Origin of the sequence: Actinomycetospora cinnamomea, assembly GCF_003096675.1 — a bacterium.
In the GTDB taxonomy this organism is placed as follows: domain Bacteria; phylum Actinomycetota; class Actinomycetes; order Mycobacteriales; family Pseudonocardiaceae; genus Actinomycetospora; species Actinomycetospora cinnamomea.
In genome coordinates this window covers 90,379-106,855 of record NZ_QEKW01000004.1, presented here as the reverse complement: position 1 = coordinate 106,855, position 16,477 = coordinate 90,379, and the positions used below count along the sequence as shown (strand labels likewise).

The following is a 16,477-nucleotide window of genomic DNA, read 5'->3' as shown; positions in this document are numbered from 1 at the left end:
TGCTCACGGCTGTGTTCCACGTGGAACGTGCGGCCGGGACACGGAGCGGAGTCGAGCTGGACCCCCGGGCACGGTGCTCAGCCCGCCGGGTGGACCACGACGCGACGGCGGGGCTCCTCGCCCTCGCTCTCGCTGCGGACGCCGCCGACCGACGCGACGGCGTCGTGCACGATCTTGCGCTCGAACGGGGTCATGAACCGCATCCGCTGGCTGTGCCCCGTGTCCTTGGCCTCCTGGGCCGCCTGGCGCCCGAGATCGGTGAGCTCGGAGCGCCGCTGGGAGCGCCAGCCCGCGATGTCGAGCATGAGCCGGTTCCGCGATCCGGTCGCCTGCTGGACCGCCAGACGCGTCAGCTCCTGGAGCGCCTCGAGGACGTCGCCGCGGGCGCCGACGAGCTTCTCGAGGTCCTTGCCCCCGTCCACGCTGACGACCGCCCGCCCCGCCTCGACGTCGAGGTCGATGTCCCCGTCGAAGTCGAGGATGTCGAGCAGACGCTCGAGGTAGTCGCCCGCGATGTCGCCCTCGCGGACCAGCTGGTCCTCCGAGCTGCGCTCGGCCCTCGAGGCGTCCTCCGCGGGCGCCACCGCGTCCGCCCGGTCCTCGTCCTGCGACGCCACCGTCTCCGACACGCCGTCTCCCTTCCGCCCGGTCCTGCCGGGGCCTGTCTGGCACGCATCGCGCCGGCATCGCGCGGGCGTGCGGGTCGAGTGGTCCGATCCGTGCCGCGGGAGTTCGCGCACGGGACCGGACGGACGGCGGGGGCGGCGACGTCGCGCCCTCGCCGTGGGGCTACTTCTTCTTCTTCGGCCTCTTGCCCTGGCCCGAAGAGGCGAGCTGTCCGCCCTTGCCGCCGCCGGAGCCGCCGCTGCCGTTGCCGCTGCCCGACGCGGCTCCGCCCTTGCCCTTGCCGCCGCCGGCCCCGTTTCCGCCGGCGCGCGCGACCTTGCCCGGCGCGGCGTTGCCCGAGCCCTGGCGGGCGCCACCGGAACGTGCCGGGCCGACCTTGCCGGGGGACCGACGAGCCGACGGCTTCGCGCCGGGCTTCGGGGCCGCGCCGGGCGCGGGCCGGTCGTCGGCGGGGGCCGTCGCGTCCGGGGCGGCGTCGACCTCGCCGTCGACCTCGCCGTCGACCTCGCCGTCGGTCCCGGTGGTCGCCGGAACGGTGCCGGCGGGACCGGCCGGGCGCTGGCGCTGGGGCTTCTGGCCCGGACGCGGGGCGAGGTTGTCGCGCTGCTCGCGAGCCTGCTCGCGCTTCTCCTCCTCCTCGCGGGCGATCTTGCGGTAGATGAGGAACTGCTGGCCGAGCGTCCAGGTGTTCTGGCTCAGGAAGTAGATGAGGATCGCGACGGGGAAGAACACGCCGAACACGAGCAGACCGGCCGGGAACAGCCACATGGTGATCTTGCCCATGATCGCGGCCTGGGGGTTCGCGGCGGCCGCCGGGCTCTGGTGCTGCTGCGAGATGCGGGCGGTGAAGTGCGTCGCCACCGCCGCGGCGATCATCAGGGGCAGGGCCACCGGGAGCACGTGGGCCTGGAAGTCGCCGAAGGTGAACGAGAGGGTCCCCGGGGCGGGCATCCCGCCGGCGACCGCCTCCGACAGCCGTACCCCGAACAGGTCGGCGGCCAGGAACGACTCGATGTCGCCCCGGTCGAAGACGTAGTTGTACGGGTAGTTCGGCTGGAAGCCGCGCAGCACGTGGAACAGGCCGATGAACACCGGCAGCTGCACCAGCAGCGGCAGACAGCCCCCGAGGGGGTTCACCCCGTGCTCGCGCTGGAGCTTCTGCATCTCCTCGGCGAGCTTCTGCCGGTCGTTCTTGTACTTCTCCTGCAGCTTCTTGATCTGCGGCTGGAACTCCTGCATCTTCCGCATCGAGCGGACCTGGCTGATGAACGGCTTGATCAGCAGCGCGCGGAGCGTGAAGACGAGGAAGATCACCGACAGCATCCACGCGAAGCCGTTCGCGGGCCCGAGGAGGAAGCCGAACACCTCGTGCCAGAACCACATGATGGCCGACACGGGGTAGTAGATGAAGTTCAGCACGACTCTCGCTCCTCGGTGTGGGGGACGTCGTCCCCCGGGTCGGCGGCGCGGCGGGGCCACCCGCACCACGTCCGGGGCCCGCGGGGCGGCACCGGATCCAGGCCTCCAGGGTGCCAGGGCGCGCACTTGGCCACCCTGACCAGGGTCAGGCCCGTGCCGATCACGACCCCGTGCGTGCGCAGGGCCTCGACGGCGTAGGCGCTGCAGGTGGGGTGGAAGCGGCACGACGGCGGGAGCATCGGCGAGAGCCAGCGCTGGTAGAAGCGCAGGACGGCCACCAGCGCGCGCACCGCGACCGATGGCCGGGTCGACCGGTCACCGGTCGGCGTGTCCTGCACCGGGGCTCGGTGCTCCACCGATGCCGTCCTCCTCCTCGGGCCGCGGGCCGCGTGCCCCGGGGGCACCGTCGGCCCGGCGGACGCCGGTCGCACTCGTCGCTGCCATGGTGCCCCTCCCGGCTCCGGGAAGCGACCGTCGACGGGGGCCGGACCCGCCGTCGTGAAATCATCGACGCTGTGTCGATCGACGGAGTGGCCGCCGCCGACGGACGGACGGGGGGCACCCGACGGTCCCGCGCGGTGCGCGCCGTCCTCGCCGCGGGCGCGCGCCGGCGCCTCGTCGTCGAGAAGGAGATCCTCGGCCTGGCCGAGCTCGTCGGGCCGGGTGACGTCTGCCTCGACGTCGGCGCGGAGTTCGGGCTCTACACCCACGTGCTCGCCGACCTCGTCGGCCCGAGCGGCGCCGTGCACGCCTTCGAGCCCCAGCGCGCCGCCCACCGGGCCCTGCAGCTCGGGGTCCGCGCGGCCGGGCTGTCCTGGGTGGCACTGCACCGCGTCGCGCTCGGCGCCGCCCCCGGTACGGCACACCTCTCCGTCCCGCGCCGGCGCGGGCTGCCCGTGCACGGGCGCGCCTACCTCACCGCGGGGGCACGGGACGACGGGCCCAACCGCGAGTTCTCCCGCCACCGGCTCGAGGCCGTGCCGGTCGAGACCGTCGACGCGATCGTCGCCGACCTCGGCCTGCCGCGGGTGCGCCTCGTCAAGGCCGACGTCGAGGGCGCGGAGGGCGCGCTGCTCGACGGTGCGGCCGCGACCCTCGCGCATCACCGCCCGCACCTGCTGCTCGAGATCGAGGACCGGCACACCCGCAAGTACGGGGTGCGCGCGGCGGAGCTGTTCGACCGGCTCACGGACCGGGGGTACCGGGCCTGCACGTGGTCGGCGGGTTGGCGGCCCGTCGCGGGGATCGTCGACACCGAGCGCAACTACCTGTTCAGTCCGTGAGCCGGGGGGCCGCCGCGGAGGAGCCCGACCCGTGGTGGTCGAGGCCGAGCCGGGCGAGCGCGGCGTCGAGGTCCTCGCCCAGCTCGACCGAGGTCGCGTCCGCCGCCGGGGCCTGGGCGCGCACGACGAGGTCGGTACCCGGGGGGAGGGCCTCCAGGCGCGGGCGCAGCAGGTGGCGCAGGCGCCGGCTGACCCGGTGCCGCACGACGGCCGGCCCCACCCCGCGGCCCACGACGAGCCCGGCCCGCGCCGGGCGCGGGATCGACGTGGCGAGCGCGTGCACGACGAGTCGCCGCCGCCCGGCGCGCCGTCCGCGGCGCAGCACGAGGCGGAAGTCCTGGGGCCGGGTGATCCGGAGGGCGCGGGGCAGCACGGTGGGTGGGGGCGCGGCACGGGCGGGCGCGGCGCGCCCGAGACACGACGACGGGACCGCCTCCACGTCGGAGGGGCCCCGTCGGGTGGTCGAGCGCCGGCCCGGCCGGCGACCCGGTCAGGCGCTGAGCTGCTCGCGGCCCTTGCGGCGGCGCGCGGCGAGCACGGCGCGACCCGCACGCGTGCGCATGCGCAGCCGGAAGCCGTGGGTCTTCGACCGCCGACGGTTGTTCGGCTGGAACGTGCGCTTGCCCTTGGCCACTCTCGCGTTCTCCTGCTCCAACGCGTCGCGTGCTCGCGACGCCACGGTCAGTGCCCTTCGTCCACGATGGACGGCGGCTCCGGTCCGTTCCAGGGTAGCCGGTCCACCCCGCGCGACGAGCACCCCGGTCCGGAGTGCCCTCCGAGGGGAGGTTGTGGGCCGGTCGGCTGCCTTGTTAGCGTCCTTCTCCCGCCGAGGACACGTGCCCGCCGACAGTCCCACGCACTGCGTCCCCGGGGTGGATATCGTGCCCGGGCGCCGGGGGGGATCACCGGGACCCACGCGTCACCGTCCGCGCTCCGTCGTGCACAGTTGTGGACAGGACTGTGGACACGCGCGCCCGCGGTCGGACGGGCCGCCGCGTGCCGGGGCAGGGGACGGAGAGGGGTGCCGGATGTCGGACCAGCTCTTCGACCTCGACGAGACGTGGGGTCGTGTCGTCGCCGAGCTCACCGCCGGGTCGGGGGACGGCGCCGCACTCTCCCCGCAGCAGCGGGCCTGGGTCCGCGTGACGCGCCCGCTGGGCCTGCTGGAGGACACCGCGCTGCTCGCCGCGCCGAGCGAGTTCGCCAAGGAGGCCATCGAGCGCGCGCTGCGCGACCCGATCGTCGCCGCACTGTCCCGACACATCGGCCGCCCGGTCTCGCTGGCCGTCCGCGTCGACCACAGCGCCCGCCCCACGCCCGAGATCGGGCCGAGCACGTCCCCGCTGCCCCGCGCCACCGTGCCCTCCGCCGACGGCGGGCACCCGTCGGGCGACGGGCACCGCCCCTCCGACACCGGACCGGACACCGGCTACCTCGCCGCGACCTCCTCGCCCTCGTCGCCGACCTCGTCGCACCGGGCCGAGGCGATCGCGGCGGCCGCCGGCGTCGGGCGGGTGACCCACAATCCCGACCGGTCGCACCCCGAGGAGGAGGTCGACGAGGTCGAGGACGGGCTCGCCGCGGTCCACGAGATCTGGGCGCCCCGCCCGCCGGGGGAGCCGCCGGGCGAGTTGCGCGACACCGGGCCCGACCCGGCCCGCGGCGCGCCGCGGTCCCAGACGCGGCTCAACGAGAAGTACACGTTCGACACGTTCGTCATCGGGGCCTCCAACCGCTTCGCCCACGCCGCCGCCGTCGCGGTGTCCGAGGCGCCGGCCCGCGCGTACAACCCGCTGTTCGTCTGGGGCGACTCCGGGCTCGGCAAGACGCACCTGCTGCACGCCGTCGGGCACTACGCCCAGCGCCTGTTCGCCGGCATGCGCGTGCGCTACGTGTCGACCGAGGAGTTCACCAACGACTTCATCAACTCGCTGCGCGACGACCGCAAGGTGGCCTTCCAACGCCGCTACCGCGACGTCGACGTGCTGCTGGTGGACGACATCCAGTTCCTGGAGGGCAAGGAAGGCACCCAGGAGGAGTTCTTCCACACCTTCAACACCCTGCACAACGCGAACAAGCAGATCGTCGTGTCCTCCGATCGCCCGCCGAAGCGGCTCGAGACGCTGGAGGACCGGCTGCGCACCCGCTTCGAGTGGGGCTTGATCACCGACATCCAGCCGCCCGAGCTCGAGACGCGCATCGCCATCCTGCGCAAGAAGGCCGCCGGCGAGAGGATGGCCGCGCCGCCCGAGGTCCTCGAGTTCATCGCGGACCGCATCGAGCGCAACATCCGCGAGCTCGAGGGCGCGCTCATCCGCGTCACGGCCTTCGCGTCGCTCAACCGCCAGCCGATCGACCTGCAGCTCGCCGAGATCGTCCTGCGCGACCTCATCCCCGACTCCCGCCAGTCGGAGATCACCGCTCCGACGATCATGGCGGTGACCGCCGAGTTCTACTCGGTGTCCATCGACGACCTCTGCGGTCCCGGCAAGACCAAGGCGCTCGCCCTGGCCCGCCAGATCGCGATGTATCTCTGTCGCGAGCTCACCGACCTGTCCCTGCCGCGCATCGGGCAGATGTTCGGCAACCGCGACCACACAACGGTCATGCATGCGGACAAGAAGATCCGCAAGGAGATGGCCGAGCGGCGCCGGACCTACGAGCAGGTCCAGGAGCTCACCGCGCGCATCAAGCAGCGCGCCCGCGGCTGAGTGCGCAGCGAGGGGCGCCCTCGCTGCCTCGCACGCACCCAGGGACGCCCTCGCTCCTCGGTAGCCGGGCTCCCGACGGAGCCCGAGTCGTGTCCCGACGACCCGCGTCGGGCACTCCGGTTCCGCGCGCCGACAACGACACGCGGCTCGATCGATGCGGATTTCGTCACGCTGCGTCCAACGGATCCCGCCCCTCGAGGGACGGAGCGTGACCACAGGAAGCAGGGGCCGGCGGTGAGTCGTCGGGCCCCGGCGCCGAGCACCCACCCCGGTAGCACACCGCGATCGGTCGATTCCCGATCGACCCACAGCTGGGGACAAGTCTGTGGACATCCCCAGCGGTGCGGTGGAAGGCGCCGGGACGAGCAGACGCCGGGACGATCCGTCCACCGGACGCGCCGATCCGTCCCCGGATCCGGGCATCTCCGCCGCCGGGGTGTCCACACCGGATCCGGCCGCCCGACCTGCGACGACGCCCGCCGTCCACACCACGCACAGGACCTACTGGTCCTACTGTCTTTCTCTCTCTAGAGAACTTCCAGAGAAGAGGTGGTGTGGACGGTCGTCGTGACCTCGCCGAGACACGCCGCCGGACCACCTGATCGGCTCGGATGGCGACCGGGCCCGGAGTGTCGGACCCCTGGTGCAGGCTCTACCGTGATGCACCCGCCGGGGGGGCGTCCCCGCCCGACGACGAGATGCCCTCGAAACGGCCCAGCAAGGGGGAGGACCCGCGATGAAGTTCCGCGTCGAACGCGACGCCCTCGCCGACGCCGTGGCCTTCGTCGCCCGCAGCCTCCCGAGCCGCGCGCCCGTCCCGGTGCTCGGCGGCGTCCTGCTCGACACCGAGGGCGACGGCACGTTGACGGTCTCGGGGTTCGACTACGAGGTGTCCGCCCGCGTCGAGGTCCCGGCGATGATCGGGGACGCGGGCCGTGCGCTGGTCTCGGGGCGGCTGCTCGCCGACATCACACGGGCCCTGCCGCCGCACCCCGTGGACGTCACCGTCGACGGGCCCCGCGCGGCCATCGCGTGCGGCAACGCGCGGTTCAGCCTCCCGACGATGTCGGCCGAGGACTACCCGCAGCTGCCCGAGATGCCGCCGGTCGCCGGCGCGCTCGCGCCCGAGGTCTTCGCCCAGGCCGTCTCGCAGGTGGCGGTGGCCGCCGGCCGGGACGACACGCTGCCGATGCTCACCGGCATCCGCATCGAGATCGACGGCTCGACGCTGACACTCGCGGCCACCGACCGGTTCCGCCTCGCCGTCCGCGAGTTCAGCTGGGAGCCCGGCGAGAGTGCGGGCGCCGGCGAGTCGGGCGAGGTCGCGCTGCTCGCCCCCGCCAAGACGCTGGCCGAGGCGGCCAAGACGCTGACGTCGTCGGGCTCGCGCATCGAGATGGCGCTGGCGCGCGGCGACGGGCTGCTCGGCCTGGCCGGCGGCGGGCGCCGCTCCACCACGCGCCTGCTCGACGCGGAGTTCCCGCGCTACCGCCAGCTGCTGCCCAAGGAGCACACCTCGGCCGCCGTGCTCGAGATCGCGCCGCTGGTGGAGGCCATCAAGCGCGTCTCCCTCGTGGCCGAGCGCGGGACGCAGGTCCGTCTCGAGTTCGCCGACGACGTCCTGCGCCTCACCGCCGGCGGCGACGACGAGGGCAGCGCCGAGGAGGAGCTGGCGTGCCGATTCGTCGGCGAGCCGCTCACCATCGCGTTCAACCCGGGTTACCTCCTCGACGGGCTCTCCGCGCTCGGCGCCGAGCACGCCCACATGTCGTTCACCACGCCGAGCCGCCCCGCGCTGCTGCGCCCGGCGACGCCTCCCGGCGAGTCCGGGTCGGAGGGGACCGACGACGCGGAGCCCACCGGTGGCGGGGCGACGACGCCCGAGCCCGGACCGGGTGACGCGGCCGAAGATCTTCCCGAGCCCCGGCCCGGGTACCTCTACCTCCTGATGCCGGTGCGGCTGCCGGGCTGACGCCCGGGCCGCCATCCGACCCGAGCGCAGGTGCATCCCGCGCCGGCCGACGAGAGGAACTCCGACGTGCAGCTGGGGATGGTCGGTCTCGGACGCATGGGCGGCAACATGGCCGAACGGCTACGCGCCGCCGGCCACGAGGTCGTCGGCTACGCCAACGACGGCTCGGGCGACGTCGGGTCGCTCGACGAGCTGGTCAAGGCGCTCTCGGCGCCCCGCACGCTGTGGTTGATGATCCCGGCGGGCGAGCCGACGCACTCGACGGTGCGCAGCCTGGCCGACCTGCTCGACGAGGGCGACCTCGTCGTCGACGGCGGCAACAGCAAGTTCACCGACGACACCGTGCACGCCGAGCTGCTCGACGCCCACGGCATCCGCTACGTCGACTGCGGGGTCTCGGGCGGCGTGTGGGGACGCACCGAGGGCTACGGCCTCATGGCCGGCGGCGACCCGGCCGACATCGAGCGGATGATGCCGGTCTTCGACGCCCTGCGGCCCGAGGGCCCGCGCGAGGAGGGCTTCGTGCACGCCGGGCCGGTCGGCGCGGGCCACTACGCGAAGATGGTCCACAACGGCGTCGAGTACGGCCTCATGCAGGCCTACGCCGAGGGCTACGAGCTGCTCAACGCCGGCGGCCCGGTCGAGAACGTCGGCGCGGTCATGAAGGCCTGGAGCCGCGGCACGGTCGTGCGCAGCTGGCTGCTCGACCTCATGGTCCGCGCCCTCGAGGATGACCCGCACCTCGACCGCATCACGGGCTATGCCGAGGACTCCGGCGAGGGCCGCTGGACGGTCGACGAGGCCATCCTGCACGCCGTGCCGCTGCCGGTGATCTCGGCGGCCCTGTTCGCCCGCTTCGCCTCCCGCCAGGTCGACTCCCCGGCGATGAAGGCGGTGGCGGCCCTGCGCGCCCAGTTCGGCGGCCACGCCGTGCACAAGGCGGGCGACGCCGCGCTCGAGCCGCCGACGGGCGGCTGATCGCCCGCCTCCCCCCGGGCGAGCGCAGCGACGGGAAGGACCCGGGCGAGCGCAGCGACGGGAAGGATGCCGGGGCGAGCGCAGCGACGGGAAGGATGCCGGGCGAGCGCAGCGACGGGAGGGCGGATGTACGTGCGGGCGCTGTCGGTCACCGACTTCCGCTCCTGGTCCCACGCCGACCTGACCTTCGCGCCCGGGGTTTCGGTGCTGGTGGGGGCCAACGGCCAGGGCAAGACCAACCTCGTCGAGGCCGTGGGCTACCTGGCCACGTTGTCGTCGCACCGCGTGGCCGGTGACGCCCCGCTGATCCGCCGCGGTGCCGCGGCGGCCACGGTGCGGGCGGTCGTGGTCAACGAGGGCCGCGAGCTCACCGTCCAGGTCGAGATCGCCGCCGGACGGGCCAACCGGGCGCGCGTCAACCGCGCGCCGGTGCGCAGCCCCCGCGAGGTGCTGGGCATCGTGCGCACGGTGGTGTTCGCCCCCGAGGACCTCGCGCTGGTCCGGGGCGATCCGGGCGAGCGCCGCCGCTTCCTCGACGACCTCCTCGTGGCCCGGGCGCCGCGGTGGGCGGGGGCGCGCGCGGACTACGACAAGGTGCTGCGCCAGCGCTCGGCGCTGCTCAAGACCGCCCGCCACGCCCGTGGGGACACGAGCACCCTCGACGTCTGGGATGCCCACCTCGCGCGGGCCGGTGCCGTCCTCGTCGCCGGCCGCCTCGAGCTCGCCGCCGCCCTGGCCCCGCACGTCCGGGACGCCTACGCCGAGGTCGCGCCCGAGTCGGTGGCGGTGGACGCGCGCTACCGCTCCAAGGTCGCGACCGTCGACGAGATCGGGGTCGCGGGCGCGGACGTGCCGCCGGTCGAGGACCTGGAGGTGGTGCTGCTCGAGGAGATGCGGCGCCGGCGCAGGCAGGAGATCGAGCGCGGGGTGTGCCTGGTCGGCCCGCACCGCGACGACCTCGAGCTCGTGCTGGGCGAGGGCCCGGCCAAGGGGTACGCCAGCCACGGGGAGTCGTGGTCGATGGCGCTCGCGCTGCGCCTCGGCGGGTTCGAGCTGCTGCGCGGGGAGGGCTCGGAGCCGGTGCTGGTGCTCGACGACGTCTTCGCGGAACTGGACGTCCGGCGGCGCCGGGCGCTCGCGCGCACCGCCGGACGCGCGGAGCAGGTCCTCGTCACCGCCGCGGTGGACGACGATGTGCCCGGCGAACTGCAGGGGGCACGCTACGTGGTCGATTCGGGCACGGTGAGTGAGATTCTGGGCGCAGGTCGGACGACGGGGGGTGTCACTGGTGGTCCGGAAGCGTGATCGTGGCACGGGTGCTGGGGACAGACCTGTGGATGCTGTGGACAACTCGTCCGGGAGATCCGGCGGACGCGATCGTCCGGACCCGGATCCGGGGCGCGAGCAGGGCAGTCGCTCCGAGGACGCTGTCCACACCCCCGGATCGGGCGATTCTCCTGCGGATCCCTTGCCCCGCCGGGGCGCGGACCTCGCTCGCGACGCGCTCGCCGCCGCCCGCGAGGCGAGCGCGGCGAAACGGGCCGCGGCGGGCGGCGGCGCCGGCGGGGTGCGGCGCCCGGTACGGCGCGGTGCGAACGGGCTGGGGCGGACCCGGCGACGCGGGTGGTCCGGCGCCGGCGCGGACGACCGCGACCCGCAGCCGCTGGGTCGCCTCGCCTCCCGGCTCTCGGGCGAGCGCGGCTGGGCCCCGCGCCTGTCGGACGGCGCGGTCTTCGGACGGTGGGCCGAGCTCGTGGGCGCGGAGGTCGCCGAGCACGCCCGCCCGGTGTCGCTGCGCGAGGGCGAGCTGACCGTGCAGGCCGACTCGACGGCCTGGGCCACGCAGCTGCGCCTTCTCCAGCGCCAGCTCGTCGCCCGCATCGCGGCCGGCCTCGGCGACGGCGTCGTGACCCGCATGCGCATCCACGGCCCGACGGCCCCGAGCTGGCGTCGCGGCCCCCGTCACGTGTCGGGTCGCGGCCCGCGCGACACCTACGGCTGAGCGGTGACCGGTCGGTACGCCGCCACCGCCCGCCGAGAGCCGTCGAGAGGGCGTCTCGGGCGGTCGACCCCTCCCGGGCCCGATTCCGGCGCCCTGTGACGCGCTGAGCCGTGTACCGGGGCCGTTCTGGCGAGCGGGACCGGTAGACTGGAGGCAGATCGACCTGCCCGTTCGCCGTCGCGACCGGGCCCCTGCGTCCACGCGAGGGAGACTCCGGAGCCCGTGGCAGCCGCACAGAACTCGGCCAAGAAGAACAACGGCGACTACAGCGCCTCGTCCATCACGGTCCTGGAGGGTCTCGAGGCCGTCCGCAAGCGGCCCGGCATGTACATCGGCTCCACGGGTGAGCGCGGTCTGCACCACCTGATCTGGGAGGTCGTGGACAACGCCGTCGACGAGGCGATGGCCGGCTACGCCACGCGGGTCGAGGTCGGCCTCCTCGCTGACGGCGGCATCTCGGTGGTCGACGACGGCCGCGGCATCCCGGTGGGCATGCATCCGGTGGAGAAGAAGCCCGCGGTCGAGATGGTGCTGACCATGCTGCACGCGGGCGGCAAGTTCGACGACAAGTCGTACGCCGTCTCCGGCGGTCTGCACGGCGTCGGCGTCAGCGTCGTCAACGCGCTGTCCACGGCGCTGGACGTCGAGATTCACACCGACGGCCAGATCTGGACGCAGCACTACGACCACGCGCGTCCCGGGCCGCTCAACCAGGTCGGCAAGACGAAGAAGACCGGCACGTCGATCACGTTCTGGGCCGACCCGACGATCTTCGAGACGACGTCGTACAACTTCGAGACGGTCTCGCGCCGCCTGCAGGAGATGGCGTTCCTCAACAAGGGCCTGACCATCGTGCTGCGTGACGAGCGCAAGCCCGAGGGCTCCGACGACGAGAGCACCGTGATCGACGACGCCCCGGACGCCGAGGGCTACGTCGCCAAGGTCACCGAGCGCACCTTCCATTACCCGGGCGGGCTCGAGGACTTCGTCGCGCACATCAACCACGCCAAGGACCCGATCCACCGCAAGCCGGTGGGGTTCCAGGCCGAGGGCACCGGCCACCAGGTCGAGGTCGCGATGCAGTGGAACTCGGGCTACTCGGAGTCGGTCTACACCTTCTGCAACACCATCAACACCACCGAGGGTGGCACCCATGAGGAGGGCTTCCGCTCGGCGCTGACCGCGACGGTCAACCGCTACGCGCGCGACAAGAAGCTCCTCAAGGACAAGGACCCGGCGCTGACCGGCGACGACATCCGCGAGGGCCTCGCGGCCATCGTGTCGGTGAAGGTGGCCGAGCCCCAGTTCGAGGGCCAGACCAAGACCAAGCTCGGCAACACCGAGGTGCGCTCGTTCGTCCAGAAGGTCTGCAACGAGCACCTCGCCGACTGGTTCGAGGCCAACCCGGCCGAGGCCAAGACCATCATCAACAAGGCGGTGGGCTCGGCGCAGGCGCGTCTCGCGGCGCGCAAGGCCCGCGAGCTCGTGCGCCGCAAGACCGCCGGCGACCTCGGTGGGCTGCCCGGCAAGCTCGCCGACTGCCGTAGCAACGACCCCGAGCGCAGCGAGGTCTACATCGTCGAGGGCGACTCCGCGGGCGGGTCGGCCAAGTCCGGGCGCGACTCGATGTTCCAGGCGATCCTCCCGATCCGCGGGAAGATCATCAACGTCGAGAAGGCCCGCATCGATCGCGTCCTCAAGAACAACGAGGTCCAGTCGATCATCACCGCGCTGGGCACCGGCATCCACGACGAGTTCGACCTGTCGAAGCTGCGCTACCACAAGATCGTGCTGATGGCCGACGCCGACGTCGACGGCCAGCACATCCGCACGCTGCTGCTCACGCTGCTGTTCCGCTTCATGCGGCCGCTGGTGGAGAACGGCCACGTCTTCCTCGCGCAGCCGCCGCTCTACAAGATCAAGTGGAGCGGACGGAACGCGGAGCCGGAGTTCGCCTACTCGGACCGCGAGCGCGACGGGCTGCTCGAGGCCGGGCGGGCCGCGGGCAAGAAGATCAACAAGGACGACGGCGTCCAGCGGTACAAGGGCCTCGGCGAGATGAACGCCAAGGAGCTGTGGGAGACCACGATGGATCCGAGGACCCGGATGCTGCTGCAGGTGACGCTCGACGACGCGGCCACCGCCGACGAGCTGTTCAGCGTGCTCATGGGCGAGGACGTCGAGTCGCGGCGCTCGTTCATCACCCGCAACGCCAAGGACGTGCGCTTCCTCGACGTGTAGTGCAGGTCGAGGGTTCGGTTCCCCGGGGACGTTTCCCGTGGAACCGCGCTCGACGCGCCGTCGGGGGACGCGGGGGCCGACGGCGGCCGTCGGTAGAATCGAGGGGTCGGGCCCCTGGCTGACCAGGGCCGGGTCCGGCAGCACGACCACGCCCCCGTCGAGACGATGCGGTGTCCGCCGCGGCCCCGGGGTGCAGAAGGGGAGACCGACCGCGTGACCGAGACGACCCTGCCTCCCGGCTCCGGCGACCGCATCGAGCCGGTCGACATCCAGCAGGAGATGCAGCGCTCCTACATCGACTACGCGATGTCGGTCATCGTGGGCCGCGCGCTGCCGATCGTGGAGGACGGGCTCAAGCCGGTCCACCGGCGCGTCCTGTACTCGATGTACGACTCGGGGTTCCGCCCCGACCGCAGCTACGTCAAGTGCGCCCGCGTCGTCGGCGACGTCATGGGCAACTACCACCCCCACGGCGACTCGGCGATCTACGACGCGCTCGTGCGCCTCGCGCAGCCGTGGTCGATGCGCTACCCGCTGATCGACGGCCAGGGCAACTTCGGCTCGCCGGGCAACGACCCGGCCGCGGCCATGCGCTACACAGAGTGCCGCCTCTCGCCGCTCGCGATGTCGATGCTCGCCGACATCGACGAGGAGACCGTCGACTTCGTCGACAACTACGACGGCCGCACGCAGGAGCCGGCGGTGCTGCCGAGCCGCGTGCCCAACCTGCTGATCAACGGCTCGGCCGGCATCGCGGTGGGCATGGCCACCAACATCCCGCCGCACAACCTGCGCGAGGTGGCCGCCGGTGCCACGTGGGCGCTGGACAACCCGGAGGCCTCCGAGGAGGAGACCCTCGCCGCGCTCATGGAGCGCATCAAGGGCCCGGACTTCCCCACCGCCGGCCTCGTGGTCGGCACCGACGGCATCGAGTCCGCGTACCGCACCGGGCGCGGCTCGATCCGCATGCGCGCGGTGGTCGAGGCCGAGGAGGACGCCAAGGGGCGCACGATCCTGGTCGTCACCGAGCTGCCCTACCAGGTCAACCCGGACTCGCTCATCGAGTCGATCGCGACGCTGGTGCGCGACGGGCGCATCCAGGGCATCGCCGAGATCAACGACGAGTCGTCGGACCGCGTGGGTCGCCGCATCGTCATCACGCTGCGCCGCGACGCCGTCGCGAAGGTCGTGCTGAACAACCTCTACAAGCACACGCAGCTGCAGTACAGCTTCGGCGTCAACATGCTCTCGATCGTCGACGGCGTGCCGCGCACCCTGCGTCTCGACCAGATGATCCGGCACTGGATCCGCCACCAGATCGACGTGATCGTGCGGCGGACGCGCTACCGCCTGCGCAAGGCCGAGGAGCGCGCCCACATCCTGCGCGGTCTGGTCAAGGCGCTGGACGCCCTCGACGAGGTCATCGCCCTGATCCGCGCGTCGGAGACGGTCGACGTGGCCCGCACCGGCCTCATCGAGCTGCTCGACATCGACGAGCTCCAGGCCCAGGCGATCCTCGACATGCAGCTGCGGCGCCTCGCCGCCCTCGAGCGCCAGAAGATCATCGACGAGCTCGCCGAGCTCGAGGAGACGATCCGCGATCTGCAGGACATCCTCGCCCGGCCCGAGCGCCAGCGGCAGATCGTCCGCGACGAGCTCGCCGAGATCGTCGACAAGCACGGGGACAACCGGCTGACCCGCCTCGTCGGCTACGACGGCGAGGTCGCCGACGCCGACCTCATCGCGGTCGAGGACATCGTCGTCACGATCACCCGCACCGGCTACGCGAAGCGCACGAAGACCGACCTCTACCGTGCGCAGAAGCGCGGTGGGCGCGGCGTCCAGGGCGCGACGCTCAAGCAGGACGACATCGTCGCCCACTTCTTCGTCTGCTCGACCCACGACTGGCTGCTGTTCTTCACCAACAAGGGCCGGGTGTACCGGGCGAAGGCCTACGAGCTGCCCGAGGCCAACCGCAACGCGCGCGGCCAGCACGTCGCGAACCTCCTCGCGTTCCAGCCCGAGGAGCAGATCGCGCAGGTCATGCACATCCAGGACTACGACGCGGCGCCGTACCTGGTGCTCGCGACGAAGTCCGGGCTGGTGAAGAAGTCGCGGCTGACCGACTTCGACTCCAACCGCGCCGGCGGCCTCATCGGCATCAACCTGCGCGAGGGCGACGAGCTCGTCGGCGCCGTGCTGTGCTCGGCCGACGACGACCTGCTGCTCGTCTCCGCCGAGGGCCAGTCGATCCGGTTCTCGGCCACCGACGACGCGCTGCGCCCCATGGGCCGCGCGACCTCCGGCGTCACCGGGATGCGGTTCAACTCCGGGGACGAGCTGCTCTCGATCGGCGTCGTGCGCGACGGCACGTTCCTGCTCGTCGCCACCGGTGGCGGTTACGCGAAGCGCACGCCGATCGAGGAGTACCCGGTGCAGAACCGGGGCGGCAAGGGCGTGCTGACGCTGCAGTACGACCGCCGGCGCGGCACGCTGGTCGGCGCGCTCATCGTCGAGCTCGACGACGAGCTGTACGCGATCACGACCAGCGGCGGGGTCATCCGCACCACGGCGAAGGAGGTCCGCAAGGCGGGCCGCCAGACCAAGGGTGTACGCCTGATGAACCTCGGCGAGGGTGGCACGCTGCTCGCCATCGCGCGCAACGCCGAGAACGCCGCCGACCCCGACGCGGGCGGGCTGACCTCGCCGCCGCAGGTGTGACGCGAACCGACCAGCACTGACGGGCCCCGCCCCCGTCACCGACGACGAGACGAGCCTGTGGTGAGCACACCGAGCAATCCGGACGAGCCGACCGCGTCGTCGGACACACCGGGGTCGGGCGGCGCGCGGACGAGTACGGAGGAGCCGGCTCCCGAGGCGCAGCGCGGCCCCGGAGACGGGGACGGGGAGACGCAGCGCAACGGGGCTCGCGACGTGGAGTCCACGACGCGGGTGCAGGCCGTCGAGGACGGTGGCCCGGCGGGCTCGTCGCGGGACGAGGGGGCCGACGACGCCGAGCCCGACGCGGTCGCGGCCTCCGACTCGACCTCCGGCGGCGGATCGGCCGGCCCCCCTCCGCCGTGGCAGCGCGGCGGCGCGGCCACGGGCCCGCCCTCCGGTCCGATACCCGCGGCCGGGCGTCCGAGCCCGCGTCCCACGGCGCCGCCGAACCCGACCGGTGGCCAGCGGGGCCCCGGCGGTCCCGGGGCGCACCCGCCGTCGGGACCGTTCCCCCGCCCCGTGG

At 73.2% G+C, this 16,477-nt stretch carries 13 protein-coding genes; 8 read left to right on the top strand and 5 right to left on the bottom strand.

Annotated features, from left to right (window positions below):
* Positions 1-77: 77 nt before the first annotated feature.
* The 3 genes from C8D89_RS09730 to yidD form a co-directional block, all read right to left on the bottom strand.
* Positions 78-629 carry a Jag family protein gene (locus tag C8D89_RS09730; RefSeq protein WP_116707931.1) on the bottom strand — a complete coding sequence of 184 codons (552 nt, stop codon included), beginning with the start codon at positions 627-629 and terminating at the stop codon, positions 78-80.
* Between the two features lie 160 nt (positions 630-789).
* The gene (gene yidC / locus C8D89_RS09725; protein ID WP_116707930.1) at positions 790-2,046 is read right to left on the bottom strand and encodes a membrane protein insertase YidC; all 1,257 of its coding nucleotides are present in this window, start codon (positions 2,044-2,046) and stop codon (positions 790-792) included.
* A complete protein-coding gene (gene yidD / locus C8D89_RS09720) occupies positions 2,040-2,402 on the bottom strand; it encodes a membrane protein insertion efficiency factor YidD (protein WP_116707929.1) in 363 nt (120 codons plus the stop codon). The genes yidC and yidD overlap by 7 nt, the downstream gene beginning before the upstream one ends.
* Before the next feature lie 159 nt (positions 2,403-2,561).
* On the opposite strand from yidD, the gene C8D89_RS09715 reads away from it, so the two are divergent.
* Positions 2,562-3,329, top strand: coding sequence for an FkbM family methyltransferase (locus tag C8D89_RS09715; RefSeq protein WP_165825622.1), 768 nt, complete (start codon positions 2,562-2,564; stop codon positions 3,327-3,329).
* Here C8D89_RS09715 and rnpA read toward each other — a convergent pair.
* Positions 3,319-3,702: a ribonuclease P protein component gene (rnpA, locus tag C8D89_RS09710; RefSeq protein ID WP_116708167.1), complete on the bottom strand. Its 384-nt coding sequence runs from the start codon at positions 3,700-3,702 to the stop codon at positions 3,319-3,321. The two genes, C8D89_RS09715 and rnpA, sit on opposite strands and share 11 nt — an antisense overlap.
* A 117-nt stretch (positions 3,703-3,819) precedes the next feature.
* Positions 3,820-3,963, bottom strand: a complete 144-nt coding sequence (gene rpmH, locus C8D89_RS09705; protein ID WP_116707927.1) for a 50S ribosomal protein L34 — start codon at positions 3,961-3,963, stop codon at positions 3,820-3,822.
* Between the two features lie 394 nt (positions 3,964-4,357).
* Here rpmH and dnaA point away from each other — a divergent pair, with 394 nt between their 5' ends.
* The 7 genes from dnaA (at position 4,358) to gyrA (ending at position 15,954) form a co-directional block, all read left to right on the top strand.
* Positions 4,358-6,040 (top strand): chromosomal replication initiator protein DnaA, encoded by a 1,683-nt coding sequence (gene dnaA, locus C8D89_RS09700; RefSeq protein ID WP_116707926.1) that lies wholly within the window; start codon positions 4,358-4,360, stop codon positions 6,038-6,040.
* 736 nt (positions 6,041-6,776) lie between these two features.
* Entirely contained in the window at positions 6,777-8,012 is a 1,236-nt protein-coding gene (gene dnaN, locus C8D89_RS09695) for a DNA polymerase III subunit beta (protein ID WP_116707925.1), read from the top strand.
* Between the two features lie 78 nt (positions 8,013-8,090).
* Entirely contained in the window at positions 8,091-8,990 is a 900-nt protein-coding gene (gene gnd / locus C8D89_RS09690; RefSeq protein WP_116708166.1) for a phosphogluconate dehydrogenase (NAD(+)-dependent, decarboxylating), read from the top strand.
* 126 nt (positions 8,991-9,116) lie between these two features.
* On the top strand, positions 9,117-10,295 hold the full coding sequence (recF, locus tag C8D89_RS09685; protein ID WP_116707924.1) for a DNA replication/repair protein RecF: 1,179 nt from the start codon (positions 9,117-9,119) through the stop codon (positions 10,293-10,295).
* 163 nt (positions 10,296-10,458) lie between these two features.
* Entirely contained in the window at positions 10,459-10,992 is a 534-nt protein-coding gene (locus C8D89_RS09680; RefSeq protein ID WP_116707923.1) for a DciA family protein, read from the top strand.
* A gap of 222 nt (positions 10,993-11,214) precedes the next feature.
* Positions 11,215-13,233 (top strand): DNA topoisomerase (ATP-hydrolyzing) subunit B, encoded by a 2,019-nt coding sequence (gene gyrB, locus C8D89_RS09675; RefSeq protein ID WP_116707922.1) that lies wholly within the window; start codon positions 11,215-11,217, stop codon positions 13,231-13,233.
* Between the two features lie 213 nt (positions 13,234-13,446).
* Positions 13,447-15,954, top strand: coding sequence for a DNA gyrase subunit A (gene gyrA, locus C8D89_RS09670; RefSeq protein WP_116707921.1), 2,508 nt, complete (start codon positions 13,447-13,449; stop codon positions 15,952-15,954).
* Positions 15,955-16,477 lie beyond the last annotated feature (523 nt).